We start from the raw sequence: 20,124 nt of genomic DNA on the forward strand, positions 1-20,124 counted from the left end.
CCGCTATCTGAGTTCGGTCGGCAGATTGCATATTATTTCAAGATAAACTCAAAAGATAGCAACTATCTTTTGTTCTTCACTTACTTCATCTTCTTCTATGACTTCTGTTTTGGGTAACAATGTTTTTTCACAAAAGTCCTGCATCCAAGAAGCAAATTCTTCTTTTAAGGCAGAATTATGTAAGCCATATTCAACAAAGGCTTTCATATATCCTAGCTTATTACCACAGTCATGTGATTTACCCACCAAGGTATATGCTTCAGCGACTTCTTTTTTCAATAATAAATCAATCGCATCCGTTAATTGAATTTCACCGCCTACGCCAGCAGGTAGACCATCTAATAATTCCCAGATAGTTTCAGAAAAAACATAACGACCAACAACAGAAAGGTTAGAAGGCGCATCTTCAGGATTTGGTTTTTCTACGATACGACGAATAGGTGCCCAATTACCTTGAGGACAGAAAACACCTTCACAATCTACAACGCCATATTGTTGCACTTGGCTCATTGGCACAGGTTCAACCATGATTTGGCTACGTTCTGTTTTTTCAAAACGTTTTATCATTGCTGATAAATTATCATGTTGAGGATCGCAATAGTGTGCATTTAATAAAACATCAGGCAGTAAAACAATAAATGGATTATTGCCAATAACTGGACGTGCACAGCAAATTGCATGGCCTAAACCTAAGGCGTGACCTTGGCGAATTTGGACAATTTTCACATTATCAGGACAAATTGAACGCACTTCTTCTAATAATTTATTTTTAATACGCTGTTCCAGCATATTTTCTAATTCAAAGCTGGTATCAAAGTGATCCGCAATTGAATTTTTAGAAGAGTGAGTCACTAAAATAATTTCCTCGACGCCAGCCTGAGCACACTCTTCAACAATATATTGAATTAAAGGGCGATCAACAATAGGCAGCATTTCTTTAGGAATTGATTTCGTTGCAGGTAACATACGAGTACCTAATCCAGCAACAGGGATAACCGCTTTCATCATAATAAAATCCTCTAATAAACATTTATCTAAAACTAATATTTAGTATTATTTTAAATTTACTCTTATATTTCATCAGGAATGCTAGATATATTTTAAAAACAGTCACCTCCCTCTTCGTTAAAAAGAGATAACGTTATTTTTAATATATCTTTACTAAAAAACTTTCTATTTAAAATCTTTTATTTAAAATCCGGAATAAAATCCATATTTGTTACCACCCATTTCTTTTATAGAATAAAGTGTTTCATCCGCAGACTTTAATAATTCAGATAATGTTTTTCCATCTTTAGGATATTCAGCAATACCTAAACTAATTGAAGGGGTTAACATAAAATCTGAATTAATATCGATGGGCTTTTCCATTGATTTCCAAAGTGATTCTATTATTTCTAACAAAATCACAGAACAAGAACGTAATCCTTTAGGGAAAAGCACAGCAAACTCATCGCCACCAAGCCGCCCACAATAGACTTCATTATTTTCTAATTGTGACAACCGTTTTGATATTTCACATAATACTTTATCGCCTGCATGATGCCCGAATTGATCATTGATAGATTTGAATTTATCGCAATCTATAATACCAAGGCAAAATGAAGATGGCTGTGAAATATTTAAGCGTTCATTTTCGATTTTTTCAACAATACTTAATCGATTAGATATTCCAGTTAATGAATCAATATAGCTTTTATTAAATAACTCGTTTCTTAGCTCTACCTTATCAGTAATATCTAAGCTAATAAACACATAGTGAGAAATTAAATTACTTTCATCAAACACAGGGATAATACTAATATCTTCCCATACATCTTGTTGTGTATCGTTATTTCTCTTAGCTTCTAATCGATATACTCCCTTATTATCATTATTGCCATTCACACAACAATTAATTTGATTCTCATCAATTAAGTTAAATAATTTGTATTTTTTACCTTTTATATTTTCAAAGTGAACATTATTAAATTCACAATATTTTTCATTTGCATAAATAATGATGCCATTAATATCTGTTACTAACATCATAAAAACATTATTAGTAAATTGCTTTATTAATAAGCATTTAGAATTATCATCATTAAATATCATTTCATTCATTTTTGACCTCCTATGCTCATCAATAAAGCATATATATTATTATTCGGCTGATGAGTTATGCGCATAGCGGAAAATAAAGACATCTTTTGCATCAGTAGATTGACGATGCACTTGCATTTTGGCATTACCACCTTGATTCGTTAACCAGCCTTCATACAACCCTTCTAAAACACTGGCACTTGCAACACGCCACTGAGCATCATCTTGGCTTTGCGTAAAATGAGGCCATGCACAATGAACCAGTAAAAGTTCGCTCATTGCAGGAGATATCGTGACAAAACCCCATTTAAATAGTGTTAATACGCGATTAATATGTGATTCAAGTAATTGAATATTTTCGCTTTCAGGTAAAGGATAACGTAAGGCAATATCCTTACCTATATTTCTTAATTTATTTCCAGCAGTAGAAATATCATTGTCATTTAAGATTTGAAAAAATAATAATTGAGTTAGATCTTGCCAGCCACTTTCAAAAGGTAATTGTAAGATATCACTGTCATGCTTATTCATTATTTGTCTCCTTAATTATTTAGACAGGAAGTCTGGGGTATATTTTAAGTGTAACCACATATTATCTTCAGCATAATCACCCGATGTATCATGCGATAAGCTGACACCTAACTCGGTTTCTTTGTTTAAATAATATTTCGCGTCTAAACCTAATCTGTAAGTAAAATTCGTTTCGTCTTCTTCTGCGTACTGAGATTTAATACGAGGATCGCTCGCATTCTTTTTATTTAATGCGTTTTGCATATAACCATGCGTTGGGAAATAATCGCTACCTTTTTGTTTGTAACTTTGTATCCCTATTGCACCATTTAATGAAACTTCACCTTTTTCAAAACGGCGGGTATAAGCAACAGGCAATGAAACAGACACATAATCTTGTGGACTAAAGTAACCACCATGTCCTAGTGAGAAGTAGTTCTGGTTATTTCTAAAGTTCATATAATCAACATGCACACCTGCTTTTACTTCTTGTTGATCGTCTTTATAGAACTTAGCATAAGAGCCAATCCACGCTTTCACTTCATCATTACTCGCAACACTTTTACCTTCGTAGTTATAGAAACCACCACCAGCATAAGCCCCAATTTTTCCATCATCCCAAGCATATTGAACTTTAGCGCCGTTACGAGTTACACGCCCCCAACTTTCGCCAGTCATTGGATCAGTACGCCCCATATAAGAAAGTAGACTATCTTTTATGGCTCTGCGCTCTGCGGTCAGTGTTAATTGCCCATTTTGGCTAATTTGAGGTGAATATGTGAGGCCACCGACAACCGTTGCTGTATCTTTACCTAATGGCGTTGAACCCACATCAAAGCTGATATCCTTGTCTGATAAACGCAGTCCTAATTCAACACCAGAAGCACGTTGGCTACCTGCTTCATCGGCATTAATTTTGTTTTTCTCATCATGGTTATCGCTATTCTTAGCAAAGCGTTCAGCATGTTGAAGCTGACCAGAACCAAAGCGGTTAGCTCTTTCTCCTGAAACCGAACCACTTGTCATCGAAACTGGATTAACACTAAATTCCCAACGGAACTCTTCACCAGGTACACTTGAAATGCTCATTGGTGCTGAAATTTCGGTGACGTTAGATAATCCTTTATCACCATTACGATGACGTATAGCTACACCACCTTGTACCCAAGGTGAGACTTTTTCTTCTAGCTCACGAATAGTGCGTTGAACCGATGCCATCTCTTTACGTTCATAGATAGAACCCGCAATAGCAGAATTATCACTGCCCCCTAATGCACTTAATTGACCGGCAGAAGTGTTCAGTGTGCTACCACTGTTTTGCCACTGCGCACTGCGCAGTAACGTTAATGCTTTACGATTCTCACCATTTAATTGCGCAATTTGCGCGGCTTGTAATAAATAAGCCGGTTGCGAGGATGAAGGAATTTGCTGCAACAACTGCTGTGCTTTTCTTCCATCTTTCTGAGCTAATGCCACTTCAATTTGAGCTTGGATTAATTTGCTATCTTTTCCTTGCTCTTTTTCTAAGTAAGAAAGAATTTTGTTTGATTGTTCAGGCATTGATTGCGCTAAATAAACACGACTTAATGCCATTAATAAATCAGGATCATTTGGTGATGCTTTTAAAGCAACAACTAACGTGTCATAAGCTGCTTTAATTTCGCCTTTTTCACGTAAACTATCGGCTTGCGCAACTTTAGTCGCAACTTCTAAACGTTTTTTCTCAACAATCGGTGTTTCTTGTTGTAAAGCGGGATCGTTAATCAAGCTAGATGCTTGTGTATAATGACCTAACTCATTGAGAACGTTGATATGACCTGCGTAATTACCTACCGAGCCTTTAGTGCCTTTTGCAATATCACTTTCAACTAATTGCAACGCTTCATCGTTTAATCCACTGTTAACCAATTTCTCTGCTAATTCACCCACATCATTTGGATAATCAGCGACTTGATTAATTAATGGACGTAAAATATTACGCATTGCTACAAGGTTTCCAGCCTGACGATAATGGTCAGCTTGCGCAAGTTGGCGATGAAAACGAGCACGCTGTAATAACTCTTTTTCAGCTTCAGTTTGTTGATTATGGCTACTTAGTAAGTTAAAAACTTTATCCCACTCTTTTTGCTCAACATAAAACAGAGATGCCACATAATCAGAATCTCTTGTTCTACGGTTTTGTAGCTGCGAAATAGTATTTTTTGCGCCAACACTGTCGCCATCAGCTGCCATTAAGCGTGCTAAATCAAGGTAAACCCAGTTATTTTGCGGGTTTTTACGCTGTGCTTGTAAAAGCAATTGCCTTGCTTGAACACGATTACCATTTTCTAACGCTTTTTGCGCTTCACGGCGTAATTTCTCAGAAGGATCGGTATTCGCTGTTAGTTTTTGACGCAAAGAGGCAGATTGTTGAGCCAGTAATTGTTCTGCTTTCGTATTCTGTCCTTCCTGAACTAATAAATAGTAATAAGCAGAAATCACTTTTTCATTACGGCTATTTTGCTGATAAAGCCCTGACAACAATTGGTGGGCAGCCGGTAAATTACCTTGCTTACGTAATAAGTCAGCTTGTAATAAATTGGCAGATAACCCCTTTTCACCTGAAGCACTGGTTAATGGGGCTAATTGTTCAATAGCTTGTTGAATATTTCCTTGTTTAGCGCGTTGTTGTGCGCTGCGTAATTGCGCATAAAAACCCGCATCTTCCGCTTGTTGCTTCCATTTACTGCCTTGTTCGCCACCCGATTGCGCAGCTTGATTTAATAAACGCTGACCTGTGGTTAAATCACCTGAACGTAATGCGATATAACCTAAACCCGCTAAGGCTTGCGCATCATTGTTATCTGACGCTAAAGCTTGTTTGAAATAGCCTTCGGCTTCTTTCAATTTACCTTTGTTTAATGCGGTATAACCTGCTTGGCGTGCATTACCTTGAATAGCACCTTGGTAATGCTCTGCAACCGCTTTATCGTTCGGGTTTGCTTGCAAATAGGTTTTATATAACACGTCATCATCAGGACGGACATTCAACCATAACAAAGCTTGACGCATACCTTTTTTGGCTGACTCATCACCTGAGATATTACCTAAAATAGTTATCCCTTCACGACGAGTCTCTTCGTTATAAGTTAATGTTAATCCTAATGCTTTTTGCGTTTCTTTATTATCAGGCATCAATGCAGCACGTTGTTTTAATCCCGTAATGGCTTGAGGCAACATTGCAGGTACACCTGCCATTGTTTGATAATATTCTAACGCCAGTGTTTCAGGTGGCTCACTGCTCACAAATAAACGTTGGTACGCTTTTATCGCTTCTTCGTGTTGGCCTTTTTTCGCTAACTCTCTGGCATATCCTAATTGCTGTTCACTAAATTGTGATGATCGGATGTTTTTTAATCCATCAATTCGTGGATCTTGCGGTGCAATTTGCGCAAGTTTTTCTCGCCAATAAGTTGCTTGTTTTTCATTACCTTGTTGTGCAGTAAAGAACGCCATTAAATACAGCGCATCCTGATTATTGCTTTCCATAATCAGTACTTTTTGCAGTGCTTCTACTGCACGCTCATCGTGCGCTCTACCATGCCAATAGTTAGCTTGTTCAATAAGAGAACTGACAATATTTGGATCAGTTGCTGCTATATTTGCCTCAACCGCCGTTGCTTGTACTTGGCTTGAAGCCCCTAAAATGCAACCTGCGTAGATGACTTTAACGATGATATTAAGTGCGTGATTTTTCATCTTATATCCCCCCTTATTTGTCTGAACGATGCTGTGATATCTGATGTAAACGACGAGTTGAACGACGTTGTAACCAGTAATAAGTCACGAGGCCCGTCAACGCACAAAAACCAACAGCTAAAAGACCCAGCAAATAGACGTGTCTAGAGCTATACCAAAGGAATTGTTGTAAGAAAGGTAAGTCACCTTGCGAGAAGTGTTCACCTAAATGGAAACTTTTTACGGTGTCTTTGCCACTAATAAGTGTGATGTCACCTTTAATCGCCGCATTTATTTGGGCTAAATTTAAGTCATTGATAATGGTTTTTATCGAATCATTACCTTTAGCTGTAACTAATACGACAACCCTATCGCTTGCCCAAGGGGAGATAAAACTCATCATGCCACGCCAGTCTTTCACTGAAGATAAGTAACTTGCAGCATCACCACTTTGAGATAAATAATCGCCAGCCATCCAACCTTTTGCTTTATCAATCAATGATTGAGGTTTAATTTCGACGTTTTTATTTAAAAATGAGAAAGCTTGTTGTGAAAAACGAGCGGGTAAAAATCCTTCACTACTTAATGAACCAATCGCTAACACATCCTGTTGAGAGAGATTATTTTTCTCAAGCTCTTTAGCACCTAAGAAAACTGATGCATGAGAAACCGGTGTACCTGTGGCATAACCCGATCTCGCCATTAAGTTCACTAAGGTATAAAGTTCTTCGATTGTTGGATTTTCAGGTAATAGCAGTGTGGTTTGTGAAAAATCCGCACGACGGCTAAATGGGAATGATGCCCCTGAAAAATAAGCCAAGTTCGGCATTCTTGAGTAGTGCCAAGTATTTTTAAATTGCAGCGTTGATTGCGGATCAATTTGGCTAATTAAGCTGCTGCCATCCGTTAAAATACAAGGAGCATCCTCAGGTTCGCGTAAATCAAAATAAAACTGCAATTGATTTTGACTGTAGATCTGACGAGGATTTAAATAGAGCGTGCTATTTTGCTGCTCACTCTCCATTCCTAGCCATTGTCTTAACATACCTAAAGGTTCTGAACGCGCCGGATACAATGCACCTAAGAATTGGTTATTCAAAGAAGCAATCAATGAAGAACGACGACTATTTAGTTTATCCGAATGAGGGAAAACATATTTCAAATCTAAAGGCAGCGCATCACCATCCCACCAAAAGAGGTCGGGAGAAACACGAAACGAAAACTGATTCGGTGCATGGTTAATACCTTGACGTGAGAAGTCATCACTACCATTAGCAATTTGACTTAACGAAACAGGTTTATTGGTATTTAACCAACGAGGTGCATCATAATCTTTACGCATAGCAAGCGTTTGAGAAGGCACCACTAAGTGATCGTTTTGTGGCAACTTACCGTTGTTTAACGCCCATACAGCTTGGCGAAGAGATTTCTCATTATCACCACTGATCAGTAATAATTTGAAAACTGGATCGACCGGGTTATCAACAATGGTTAATTGCCCACTATTTCCTGAAGGTAATGTAATACCCGCAATAGTTTGTCCTGAATAGCCGACTAAAATACCATCACTTTCAGGTAACTGATTCATTAAGACAGGTAAATCAACTTGCTTAATATCATGGCTAAAACTGCCAAACCATGATGCAGCAATAGCTGCTGTTGTTACCTCTGCATGGTCAGGTTTATCTGACAATATGATAGGTAACGAGGTCGCTGTCATTCTGTCAGGGTCAAAGAACGGTAGGGGCAATCGTTCCAGACTATACCCGCCATTAATCCAGCGACCTCGATAATCTAATGATGAATCAGGTGAGATAACCAGACTTAATCCTTCAGCCAATGGAGGAATACATTGGTTTTCATCCAACGCATCACGATTGGCTAAACGAAAGCTGAGGTTATTCACATTCGTCAACATCATTTCAGGGATTTCTAAAACATATTCATGCTCTTGCCCACCTTCTTCTAAAGGTAGAAATCCCATAGGTTGACCATTTAGCATTAAGTGAAGTGTTTGATCGGATTGAATTAATCCTTGAGACGCTTTCACTTTCATCGTTAATGTGGCGTTATCAATAAATAAATCATTCGCCATATTAAACGTCACACCAGAAAGTAATTTTCTTCCTGATAACACAATAGGTGATGGATTTCCCATCTGTGCCAATGTTAATTGCTCTTCGATATTACGCGCTTCAGACAATACACCCTCTTCAAGTTGGATCGGGTTATTCGCATTTTGTTGCACAGGCGAATGTGTATAAGAAGTTGGATCAGGTAAAAGCTCCCCTCCTAGCTCTAACATTCCGGTATCTGCTTGGGAAAGATTAATACTTGCGATAGCTATCGCCGTTAGGCTTAGCATTAATGTCAGTTTCTTTTTCATGCTTAGTCATCCCCGTTAATAGATTGCACAGAGAGTGAAGCTTTTGCTTTTGTTCTTGCTGCTGGTGCTTTCACTTTTTGGCGACGACCAAAGAACAATTCAAAAATACAACGCGTAATGCCTGCCAATTCTTTAAATGGTTTGTCTTTATAATCTGCTTGATGGATCCATGCATCAGCACGACCAAAGATAATGCGCACTAATTTACGGCGAAGATTTAAATCAATAGGTAAGAATTCAAGGCGTAGTTGATTGCTTTCTAAACTCACCATATCAACAGGAACAGTAACTTCATCTCGTTGTACATTCAGAGTGATTGAAGTGACATTACGTTGGCGAAGTTCAGACATCTTATTTACGGCGATGCGAACGCCACCCATAGAAATATCTTCAGTGGTCGTCGTTAACTCAGCACCATCATCAAAATGTAATGTGATCGGTAGAGATGCGTTGATACGTGTATTCTTACGAATTTGTCGAGTCTCTTTACCAACCGCAATAGAGGCAAGAATGATAAATAAACTGTAAGTCGCCCAAGTAAGGTTTAAAACAATAACCAGTGGGTCAATACCTTGGAAGTCATTTAATAGATAACGAACAACAACCCATGAAATCCCAGTGATAAGAAGAAGTGCAGTAATAATTAATGGACGCACAGTGAGGTAATCCATATAGCTTTTATCAAGCAAATCACCTTTATCTGTTACGTTAAATTTACCTAATTTTGGTGAAACTAAGCTCAGTAAAGTAGGTAATACCAAACTAAATGCCATAACGGTTTCATAAATTTCACCCCAGAAAGAGTAACGGTATTTACCGATATTTTTCGAGTTTACATAAACCGACATGATTAAGTGTGGTAATGCATAGGCAAATATCATGCTGGCAGATGAAGCGATAATATTGAGGTTAAATAACATAAACAGTAACGGAGCAGTCAAGAAGATGATACGAGGCAAACCGTACTGAAAGTGGAGCATGGCATTGAGATAACATAAACGCTGAGGGAATGTTAAACCACGACCTAACATTGGATTATCGACGCGGAATATTTGCGTCATCCCTCTAGCCCAACGAATACGTTGGTTAACGTGTAATGCTAAACGTTCTGTTGCAAGACCAGCAGCTAAAGGAATATCAATAAATGCAGAGTTCCAACCTAAACGTTGTAATTTAAGCGCAGTGTGAGCATCTTCAGTTACCGTTTCAACAGCGATACCACCGATTTCTTCAAGGGCACTACGACGCATAACAGCACATGAACCACAGAAGAATGTCGCATTCCAGTTATCATTACCACGTTGAACAGGACCATAGAAAAGTGCGCCTTCATGCGGTGCATCTTTAGCCGCACTTAAGTTACGTTCAAATGGGTCTGACGAGTAGAAATAGTGTGGTGTTTGGATCAGCGCTAATTTTGGATCTTCAAGGAAGCTTCCTACCGTTGCCTGCAAGAAAATACGTGTTGAGATGTGGTCACAGTCAAAAACGCAAATGAGCTCACCGTCTGTTAATCCCATCGCATGATTTAAGTTACCCGCTTTTGCGTGATCATGGACTTCACGTTCAATGTAAGTTACACCAACATCACCAGCGAATTGTTTAAATTCTTCACGGCTACCATCATCCAATATATAAACTTTCATTTTATCTTGTGGATAATCGATAGCTTGTGCAGCTAAGACGGTATCACGTACTACATCTAAGCTTTCGTTATATGTTGGAATATAAATATCAACAGTAGGCCATTGAGAAATATCTTTAGGTAAAGGTGCTATTTTTCTATTTAATGGCCATGATGTTTGGAAATATCCTAGGACTAATATTATCCAAGAATAAATTTCAGCCATAAATAAACCGCTACCTAAAACAGCTTCAATAGTTGTATTAAAATTTAAGGTATTTGTTGCACGCCAGTAGAGATAACGCGTTGACATCAACAATGAAATAAAAACCATTGTTAATAATCGTTTTTTTGATTTTTTAAAACCGATAACAAATAACAGCAATATATTGATAATACCGAATATATATTGTTGTTCGGCACTCATTGGCATAACAATGAGTGAAAACATTGTTATCAATAGAAAAGCCGTAATTAATGTTTTAAATATTTTATTCATAAACCCATACCTTTGTCATCGCCATAGATCTTTTCTTAAGACAAAGGCACCCCATCGACATTAATAAATATCGAAAAGAAATAAACCCATCTTAAAAAATAAAATAACAATGGCTAAAGATTGACACCAGTCAATATTATTTATTTACACAAAGAGTTTTGCTTATTTAGATTAGACAGAGGCAATAAATGACAATATATCTTTTAATGATATATTTTCATGAGCATGAACTCTATCCGTTTCTTTGCTATCAAATATTTTATTATCTGCTAACAAATTTTGCTTACTCTTAATTAAATTGTCTTTCTTTGCTTTAACAACTAAAGCATCCTGGTGATAAGAAGGAATAGACGATGAAGTAACAGGCTGTTTTGGTTCGTTTTTCACAACAAGTGAAGTTTCAGAAAACGTATTATTACTTAAATTACTAATTTTATTATTATCTTCTTTATTTATAACTACTGGTTCTATTTTGTTATCAACATCTTGTATTGTAGAGGAAGAAAAATCCTGAAAAGCAAAGGCATCTTCCTGAAACTTATCTTTTAGGTTACTAATATCATCATACATAGTGTGGCCCCTTTAATAACAGTACTCTAAACCTTGTTCAATAATTTGATGCTCATCCAAAATAAGGAAGAGAGAACCTTATAGATAATTTTCACAATAAGTTAAAAATATATCTTTATAAATTCATATTTAAACTCTCATTAAATCATCAATTAATGAACATCAACTATGTAGGGTAAAATAATCTTATAAATACTGATTTATTTAATTACAAATAAGCATCATCCGATTAGGAGTAATGATTATTTAAATTAAATTGTATAATTATTTTAATGAAAAAGACAACATCAAAAAAAGTGTAAAAAGTAAAACGGTACTCATTTTCACTTTATAAAAATGAGTATTTTTACTTAATTTAATATTTATTATCACTATCAAAAATAGCGTCTTTTTTACCTAAAAAAATGGGTTTTAAAACCAGATAATAACTAGAGTTAACTAATAACAATTTGTATAAATTTTATAAAAATAAAATTCTAAAATAATTATTTATTGATATTATTTCTTCTAAAAATCAAAGAACCCATCAAGATCAATTTTAATATCCCTTCATTTTTTCATTCTAAAAAAGACTAAAAAAATAACAATTAAAAACATAAAGGATTATTTATCCATATTGATCATCATCAAAACAGGTTTCTTTTTTACACCTAAAAGGTGACTTTATTGCTTTTTATCATATTACGACCGTTTTATTTTATTGAAATAAAATAAAATACATCAGCGTTGGTTAAGTTTTAGAAAAAAACCTCCAAATAAAAAACAAAAATAGATTATCAATCTATGATGTATTTTATTCTTTACTTATAGTAAATACCGCTAAGAATAACCTGTATTCCAGAATAATTAACTTAAGCGATATTTTACCTATAAAATGATATTGTTAATTTAGCTTAACAAACACACAATCGTGACGTAGTTCAAATAATAAATGTAACGATGAAAATTAGCATACCAATCACCCTAAGTTATTGAATTAATCATATAATAAGCATTATATTAGTTATAAATACTAACAATTAGTACAAATACCGATATTTACGCTTTTTTATATTAAAAATACTTAATTAACTACACCTTTCTACTAAGTAAGCAGTATCGTTTTAAGATTATCTTTTTATGTAACTATATAAATAAAGATATTCTTTAGATGAATTCTTTTAAGAGTAATCCTAAGAAACTAAGTTCTATTTTTTTTATTATTCAGCAAAAACCAATCAAATTAAGACTGATTTAATAAAAATAATTTAAAATAGCGGAATCGCTTCACCTACTCACAGAATAGCAAAAAGGCACTCTATCCTTGTTTACTTCTATGCTATCTTTATTAAATGAATTAGGAGTATTCGAGATAACTGGAAAAAAGATGGATTTAGAACAATTAAAAAAAGAATTTCGTACAGGCAAGAAAATAAAGTTCATTTACTTTTGGGGACACAAAAGTAAAGGTAATGACATAGCAAAAAGTTGCTTTAGCCAATGGTATCCAGCACCTTTTATATTAGATGAAGTACGTTATGCCAGCGCTGAGCACTATATGATGGCTGAAAAAGCAAGGTTATTTAATGATATAGAAGTCAGAGAACGCATAATTACCACCTCTAATCCAGGTTCAGCAAAAGCATTAGGTAGAGAAGTAAAAGGATTTGACCAAAACATTTGGGAACAACACCGCATGGATATTGTTATCCGTGCCAATGTCGCTAAGTTTTCCCAAAATGAAGAACTTGGTAAATTTCTGATTTCAACAGGCAATCGTGTGCTTGTTGAGGCAAGCCCCGTTGATAAAATATGGGGCGTCGGATTAAGTGAGCAAGATAACGAGATTAACAACCCTCTTCTTTGGAATGGATTAAATTTATTAGGCTTTGCTCTAATGAAAGTACGTAGTGTTTTGATTGAAGGTAGTAATCAATAGATAAAGAAAACTCAACTGTCACCAATCACTGTTCTTCTTTAACCTAGTGTATATAAGCAGTAGAGATAACTTAAGTATTGACTGAAATAGAAATGGCCACGTAACGACAACCTTGTCGTTGCTATAAATAATATTTACAGAATAATTAAGAGACTGATATGTATTATGGTTTTGATATGGGCGGCACAAAAATTGAGCTTGCCGTTTTTGATAAAGATCTGACTCAAGTATGGCAAAAACGAGTTCCTACACCTAAAAATGACTATCAGGCATTATTGAATGTTTTTAAGGACCTAACTTTAGAAGCTGACAATGAACTAGGTTGTAAGGGAAAAGTGGGTGTAGGTGTTCCCGGTATTGTGAATTCTAAAGAAGGAACGGTATTTACTACTAATGTTCCAGCAGCTAAATACAAACCAATGGTTCACGATCTCGCACATATACTCAATAGACCCGTTAAAGTTGAAAATGATGCTAACTGCTTTGCTTTATCAGAAGCTTGGGACCCTGAGTTTCGTCATCACCCTTCGGTATTAGGTCTTATATTAGGAACGGGTGTGGGTGGTGGTTTTGTTATTGATGGCAAAGTATTGTCTGGCAAGAATGGGATTGCTGGTGAAATCGGTCATATGAATCTGAATGTGGATGCAGATAATGTGATCGGTGAAACGATGCCAAAAATTATTTGTGGTTGTGGTAAAAAAGCGTGTTTTGAAACCTATTTATCTGGTCGTGGCTTTGAGCGTATGTATAAAGCCTTCAATGATGCCCCACAAAGAGCTGTTGATATTGTTGAACAATATTATGCAGGGGATGCAAAAACACAAGAACATGTTGATCGCTATATGAAAGTACTTGCGATTTACCTTAGCAATATTCTTACTGTGCTTGACCCGCATTTAATTGTTATTGGTGGTGGATTATCTCAATTTAACGCGCTGTATGAGCTATTGCCTGAATATCTTTCACGCTGTGTTTACGGAAATGCACAAATCCCATTAATAGAAAAAGCACGCCATGGTGATGCAGGTGGCGCTCGTGGGGCTGCTTGCCTTAATTTATTAGACTAATAAATAAAAAAGAGCCTTTCTTCTTTTATTAAAGGCTCTTCTATTTATGGCTTATAGTGTTTTACCAGCGTCATCACATTATTAAGGCTATCGTTATGGATAAGATTTGGTTTAAAAAAAGACTAACCTTTCTTGGTGGATTAACTATCACATTAGTCTTACTTCAACTTATTAACTCACTACTCTCCATCTCTCTTCTTCAGTGGGGTATTATTCCAAGAACAGGAGAAGGTTTAATTGGTATTTTTATCGCGCCTTTTATTCATGGATCTTGGTCTCATCTATTTAGTAATCTACTCCCACTTCTTATTCTTAGCTTTTTATCCATGACGCAATCTCTACGAGAATATGTCTTATCAAGTATATTTATTATTATCGTAAGTGGTTTATTAGTTTGGATTTTTGGGCGAAATGCCATTCATGTTGGTGCAAGTGGATGGATTTTTGGATTATGGTCTTTGCTTATTGCTCACGCTTTTACTCGCCATAAAATTATCGATATCGTGATCGCACTCTTTGTTTTATTCTATTATGGATCAATGGCCTATGGCTTAATTCCGGGACAATTAGGTGTATCAACAGAATCACATATTTCAGGTGTTGTTGCAGGGTTACTTTATGCATGGTGCGCAAGAAAGCTAATTCGCCGTAAAAGCCAAGTAGTAGAAGTGGCTAAATAGCCACTTCTCTATAAAACGGTTACTTATGACCAATTGGCAGTATTGTTCTGCCATACATCTCATTTAATACTTCAGCCATTGCAAGATAAAAAGCACTGGCACCACAAATAATACCTTCAAAACCGGCAATTTTTAAAATCAGTGCATTACCAGTGATATTTCCAATCGCCAATAAAGCAAATAAAATTGTCAGACTTAAAAAGACAAACTGTAGCGCTCTATTGGCTTTTAACGTGCCAATAAACATGAAAAAGGTAAAGATCCCCCACAGCGCTAAAAACACACCTAAAAAGAGAGGTGTTGTTGGCTCACTTAAGCCCATCACTGGTAATAACCAAATTCCTACCAATGTCACCCAAAAGAAACCGTAAGAGGTAAATGCAGTGGCGCCAAAAGTATTGCCTTTTTTGAACTCAAAAATTCCAGCAATAACCTGAGCTATCCCACCATAAAAAATTCCCATACTCATAATGACTGAGACTACTGGGAAAAAACCGGCATTATGTATGTTCAACAAAATCGTTGTCATACCAAAACCCATTAAACCTAATGGACCCGGATTGGCAATGCGTTCGTTAGTCATAAAACCTAAAACCTCTAAAAATAATAGGGGAAAATTAAAAAAAATTTGAAGGCGCTGGATGATAAGAGGTAACACATCTAAAAACAATGATCCCAAAGGGTATATTTTTGAATAACCGCTGGCACCGATCCCAAGGGTAAATAACTAGTGGATTTAACTTAGAGAAAAGAAGTATTTAGTGATAGATGCTTATATCACTAAAAAGAACAATGAAAAATAAAGGTCTATAATTTAAAGGTTAATATTAATCAGTTGATATATTAATACTTAAATTTACCTTAAAATGCGGTTTTATACATAGAAATGAAATAAAATCTAACATATTAATTAGTTGAATTATTAACCTATAGGCGAGCTTGTTATGAAAAAAATACTTGTATTATTAATCGGTAGTACTTTGGCTTTTGCATCTCAAGCAAGTACAACACATGAAGGTGGCTTTCAAGGCTCTATTCAAGCATCCACAATTGAACAAGGTGGATTCAAAGGCCCTTCTATTAGTGAAACAACAGTAGCTAAAGCAAAAGATCTTTCTGATGACACTTGGGTTATCTTAACGGGAAAAATTACCAAAAAAATTGGTGATGAACTGTATGTTTTTGAAGATAGCACTGGCGGTATCAATGTAGATATTGATAATAAAAGATGGCGCGGACAAACAGTCACACCAGAGAATACTGTCAGAATTGAAGGTAAAGTTGATAAAGAGTGGACAAGTACAGAGATCGATGTAAAACAAATTACCATTATCAAATAATTACCATCAAATAATTTGTCTTTAAATTAAATATAGCCTGATTATTATAAAAGCTAATATATTGAAATATATTAGCTTTTTATTTTTCACTTTTTTATATTTTAGTTTAATCAATAAAATTGGATCCTTTATACAAATTTCTCCGCTTTAACCTCAGGCTAAGTTTAGGTTTATAGTTATTACCAGTTAAAGCACAACCACTCTTCGCAAGAGGTGCTTTAACTCATGAGATACCCTCATAGTCGTTTACATCCTAACTACTCTACGTTTACCCTGTTTTCTCCATTTTAAGCCTGCTATGCAGGCTTTTTTTCTACTTATATCAAGTAATACTCTCGCAAAACATCAAAAAAGGCTAAGCAAAGTATTATTTATACCTTTGTTTTCTATAAATATTTTTTTACAAAACTCTACGCGTTTATACCTTAATTAAATTGACCTTCCAGTAGGGGGAAAGATTATTGTTTCGTCTATCAACTTAATGAAAGGAATGAACAATGAAAAAGTTATTACTGCCTTCTATCATTGCAATCTCTGCTTTTACAAGTACAGCTTATGCTTCTAATCATAATGTTGTTGAAGTTTATAAAACAGAGAGTTGTGGATGCTGTACTTTATGGGCTGATGGTGTAAAAGAAGCTGGCTTTAACGTTAAAGTGAATATCGTTTCAGAAACACAATTAATGGAAAAGTACCAACAAGCAGGTGTACCCAATAATTTATTAAGTTGTCACTTTGCGACTTATCAAGGTAAAGACTTAGTCGGACATATCCCAGTTGATAGCTTAAAAAATATCGACTTAGTGGATAAATCTAAATCGGGTATTGCGGTTGGGGGAATGCCTGCAGGAAGTTTAGGTATGTATGCCGGTGATTATAAAGAGCCTTACCAAGTTATTGCTTTTGATAAGTCAGGTAATCAATCTCTATTTAAGGCTTACAACTAGGTTTTTCTTAGTTAGTTTTATTCTTACTGTAGTGTTGTTTTAATAGCGATATATCTCTCCGATAGTGCTATTTTCCTCTGCCTGTATTCCGTTTACAGGCAGAGTTTTATTTTTGAATAGTAAATAATGTTGGCACAATAGGATTAGCGGGTGAAGGTTTTAAAAAAAATAGACAAATCAATCCTAAAACAACAAACCATGTTATTAAATGAAATCCATCTATAAAGGATGCGACATGAGACTCCCTTGTTATTAAAGCCATAACATCTTGAACGTTATCAAGCCCCTTTCCTAATAATTTTTGTTCCCCTGTTTGTACATAACCCCTTAGTGATCCTTGGTGTGTATCATAAGATATTCTTAAATACGTATTCATTAAGGCTCCAGCTAGTGCTGGCATTAATACTCTTGCTATTGAAATATAAGCCCCAAGGTGCAACGCTTCACTGGGTTTAATATTGGTCACAAATGAAGCAATTAAACCAATTAATAAAATACATTCTCCAATAGCTTGTACCACAATAAGCAAAAAGAAATCATCCGATCTCCACTGATAATTAATTTGATGACCAAGTAAACAAGAAGCACCAATAATAGTCATTCCGATCATCATCACTAAACGAGGCTCTAGCCGACGTGCGATAATAATGGCTAAAGGACTACAAAGAAGATAGGTAATAAAACCAACATTGCTTATTTCTCCTATTTGTTGTGCTTTTAAACCTGCAACAATACTCAAAAAAGAAGGCACAAATAATGAGTTGGGCAACATTAAAAAACCGTATAAACAAGCAATGACAAAACAGACCCTTAAATTATAATTTGTCAGCCAATTTAGATATCCAAAACTTTTGCTATAAGTTACCGCTCTAATAATAAAAGTCAGTATTAAAATAGCACTACCAAGTAAACAAGAAATAATTAGCCCAGAGTCCCACCATCCAAGTAATTCACCTTGAACAACACTAATATATAATAGAGTTAAACCTAGGCATTTTAATGTCATTCCTCCCCAATCACTTTGTGCAAGTTGCTCTTTATTGATAGGTGTAATTGGCATTCCACGCCAAGCAAAAAACATAATAGCTAACGAAAATAACATTGAAACCCAATAGAGCCAGCGCCAATTTAAGATCTCAAATATTGAACCTGAAATTCCTATTCCTGCATCCATTCCTACTGAAACACGTAGGCTATAAGCCGCCATAACGATTAACCAAACATTAGGGTTTAAACTTCTTAATGCCAAAGAAATTGTCATTGGCAAATAGACACCCAAACAAAAACCAATCAAAAAATGCAGTATTAATAAAAAAGGTAGCCCAATAAAATCGCCATAACTAGAGACAAAAATACAACAGACAAAAAGTAATAAGCTTGAACTAATTAATATTTTCTCAGCACCATAAATCACCATAAACCAAGGTACTAATGTCATACTGATTAACTGAGCAGAATTAATTGCCACGTTTAACCAAGCTCCTTGGACTACATCTAGAGCAAAAATGCCTCGTAGATCAGCCAAAGAAATAGAAAACATACGAATAAATAACGTAGATAAAATAGCACCAAGAAAAACAGAAAATACGATAAATAAAGGTCTATTTTCTTGTGCGCCAGACAAGAAATTAAGCGTCACCATCAACCTCCTCTATAGATAAACTTTCTGTGTCTATTTTTACCTCGACAGACATGCCAGCACGCAATTTAGCTAATAATTTATTATTACTATCAAAAGTGATGTAAACAGGGATACGTTGAACAACTTTAGTGAAATTGCCACTCGCATTATCGGCAGGAATTAATGCCGATTCGCCACTACTTTGCGCACCAATATAACGAACTTTTCCTTGATATATTTCATTAGGAAAAGCATCTATATTGATAGAAACAGTTTGTTCAGGAAGAATTTTTTTTATCTGTGTCTCTTTTAAATTCGCAATGATGTAAATATGATTTAGAGGAGTCAGTGTGACGATTTCTGTGCCAGGAGTAACTAAACTACCAAGATTGACTTTTATTTTATTTAACTGAGCATCAAAAGGGGCTTCTATTCTTGTATAAGTAAGTTCTGTTTCTGTTTGTTGATAACGTGTTTGAGCAATATTTTTTTCTGTTAGACGTATTTCTTCTTGAGCTTTAAGTAATACCAATGATTGTTTAGCTTGCTCCCATTCATTTTTAGCTGCGCTTTGTAATTTTATTAAACGTTGTAAATCAGATTGAGCGTCAAGGTAATTTTGTTGAGTTATAGCCCCACTTCGAATCAAATCTTTTCGTAATAAAGGATTTCTTTTCGCTTGAGCGACATCAATAACTGTCGCTTCATAGCGATTATGTAAAGTTTCGATATTAAGTTCAGACGCTTTTATCTCTTCTTTTAAATTATTAAACTGTAATTGTGCCTTTTTAAACTCGGCAATAGCGGTCTCTTTACTAAGTAACTGTTCGTTATCATTAATAATAGCAATAACATCTCCTTGTTTAACAAACTGATAATCCTCCTTTTTTATTTCAGAAATAAATCCCGTCATTCTTGATTTTAATATTGTAGGGTCTGTTTTTATGTAGGCATTATCAGTGGATTGATATCGTGCATCACTCCACCATTTATCCCAATCTAACGTTGCAGTTGTAATCAATACAATAACTAAAATGACAGCAATCCAAGGAGTATAAGTCATTATAAATTCTGTTATTTTTTCTTTTCTTGATGGCATGTTTTTCATATTTCATTCCTAAATAACGATATTTCCACTCACTTAACCCGCAATCTAACAT

General features: G+C 35.4%; 15 protein-coding genes. 5 read left to right on the forward strand and 10 right to left on the reverse strand.

Annotated features, from left to right (window positions below; all coding sequences use genetic code 11):
• Positions 1-48: 48 nt before the first annotated feature.
• The 7 genes from galU to ABN236_RS17340 form a co-directional block, all read right to left on the reverse strand.
• Positions 49-1,008 (reverse strand): UTP--glucose-1-phosphate uridylyltransferase GalU, encoded by a 960-nt coding sequence (galU, locus tag ABN236_RS17310; RefSeq protein WP_228766717.1) that lies wholly within the window; start codon positions 1,006-1,008, stop codon positions 49-51.
• A 183-nt stretch (positions 1,009-1,191) separates the two neighbouring features.
• Positions 1,192-2,103, reverse strand: a complete 912-nt coding sequence (locus ABN236_RS17315; protein ID WP_349474494.1) for a diguanylate cyclase — start codon at positions 2,101-2,103, stop codon at positions 1,192-1,194.
• A 39-nt stretch (positions 2,104-2,142) separates the two neighbouring features.
• Positions 2,143-2,613 carry a cellulose biosynthesis protein BcsD gene (gene bcsD, locus ABN236_RS17320; protein ID WP_088494167.1) on the reverse strand — a complete coding sequence of 157 codons (471 nt, stop codon included), beginning with the start codon at positions 2,611-2,613 and terminating at the stop codon, positions 2,143-2,145.
• A 15-nt stretch (positions 2,614-2,628) separates the two neighbouring features.
• Positions 2,629-6,330 (reverse strand): cellulose biosynthesis protein BcsC, encoded by a 3,702-nt coding sequence (locus ABN236_RS17325; RefSeq protein WP_349474496.1) that lies wholly within the window; start codon positions 6,328-6,330, stop codon positions 2,629-2,631.
• A 13-nt stretch (positions 6,331-6,343) separates the two neighbouring features.
• Positions 6,344-8,695, reverse strand: a complete 2,352-nt coding sequence (bcsB, locus tag ABN236_RS17330; protein ID WP_194951516.1) for a cellulose biosynthesis cyclic di-GMP-binding regulatory protein BcsB — start codon at positions 8,693-8,695, stop codon at positions 6,344-6,346.
• A gap of 2 nt (positions 8,696-8,697) precedes the next feature.
• Positions 8,698-10,818 (reverse strand): UDP-forming cellulose synthase catalytic subunit, encoded by a 2,121-nt coding sequence (bcsA, locus tag ABN236_RS17335; protein ID WP_194951515.1) that lies wholly within the window; start codon positions 10,816-10,818, stop codon positions 8,698-8,700.
• 171 nt (positions 10,819-10,989) lie between these two features.
• Entirely contained in the window at positions 10,990-11,388 is a 399-nt protein-coding gene (locus tag ABN236_RS17340) for a hypothetical protein (RefSeq protein WP_194951514.1), read from the reverse strand.
• Positions 11,389-12,754: 1,366 nt separating this feature from the next.
• On the opposite strand from ABN236_RS17340, the gene ybiA reads away from it, so the two are divergent.
• The 3 genes from ybiA (at position 12,755) to ABN236_RS17355 (ending at position 15,056) form a co-directional block, all read left to right on the forward strand.
• Positions 12,755-13,306 carry a riboflavin biosynthesis intermediates N-glycosidase gene (gene ybiA, locus ABN236_RS17345; RefSeq protein WP_194951513.1) on the forward strand — a complete coding sequence of 184 codons (552 nt, stop codon included), beginning with the start codon at positions 12,755-12,757 and terminating at the stop codon, positions 13,304-13,306.
• 158 nt (positions 13,307-13,464) lie between these two features.
• Positions 13,465-14,376, forward strand: a complete 912-nt coding sequence (gene nagK, locus ABN236_RS17350; protein WP_088494173.1) for an N-acetylglucosamine kinase — start codon at positions 13,465-13,467, stop codon at positions 14,374-14,376.
• Between the two features lie 95 nt (positions 14,377-14,471).
• Positions 14,472-15,056, forward strand: a complete 585-nt coding sequence (locus tag ABN236_RS17355; protein ID WP_088494174.1) for a rhomboid family intramembrane serine protease — start codon at positions 14,472-14,474, stop codon at positions 15,054-15,056.
• Positions 15,057-15,075: 19 nt separating this feature from the next.
• On the opposite strand, the gene satP is transcribed toward ABN236_RS17355, so the two are convergent.
• Complete coding sequence (satP, locus tag ABN236_RS17360) at positions 15,076-15,639, reverse strand: acetate uptake transporter (protein ID WP_072065220.1); 564 nt, start codon at positions 15,637-15,639, stop codon at positions 15,076-15,078.
• A 361-nt stretch (positions 15,640-16,000) separates the two neighbouring features.
• Here satP and ABN236_RS17365 point away from each other — a divergent pair, with 361 nt between their 5' ends.
• Positions 16,001-16,396, forward strand: coding sequence for a YgiW/YdeI family stress tolerance OB fold protein (locus ABN236_RS17365; RefSeq protein WP_194951510.1), 396 nt, complete (start codon positions 16,001-16,003; stop codon positions 16,394-16,396).
• 497 nt (positions 16,397-16,893) lie between these two features.
• On the forward strand, positions 16,894-17,343 hold the full coding sequence (locus ABN236_RS17370) for a DUF411 domain-containing protein (protein ID WP_194951509.1): 450 nt from the start codon (positions 16,894-16,896) through the stop codon (positions 17,341-17,343).
• A 106-nt stretch (positions 17,344-17,449) separates the two neighbouring features.
• Here ABN236_RS17370 and ABN236_RS17375 read toward each other — a convergent pair whose 3' ends face one another.
• Both ABN236_RS17375 and ABN236_RS17380 read right to left on the reverse strand, forming a co-directional pair.
• Positions 17,450-18,985: an MFS transporter gene (locus ABN236_RS17375; protein WP_349474497.1), complete on the reverse strand. Its 1,536-nt coding sequence runs from the start codon at positions 18,983-18,985 to the stop codon at positions 17,450-17,452.
• Positions 18,972-20,072, reverse strand: coding sequence for an HlyD family secretion protein (locus ABN236_RS17380; RefSeq protein WP_349474498.1), 1,101 nt, complete (start codon positions 20,070-20,072; stop codon positions 18,972-18,974). The genes ABN236_RS17375 and ABN236_RS17380 overlap by 14 nt, the downstream gene beginning before the upstream one ends.
• Positions 20,073-20,124: the final 52 nt, after the last annotated feature.

Origin of the sequence: Proteus sp. fly-1013 (genome assembly GCF_040140245.1) — a bacterium.
GTDB classification, from domain to species: domain Bacteria; phylum Pseudomonadota; class Gammaproteobacteria; order Enterobacterales; family Enterobacteriaceae; genus Proteus; species Proteus mirabilis_B.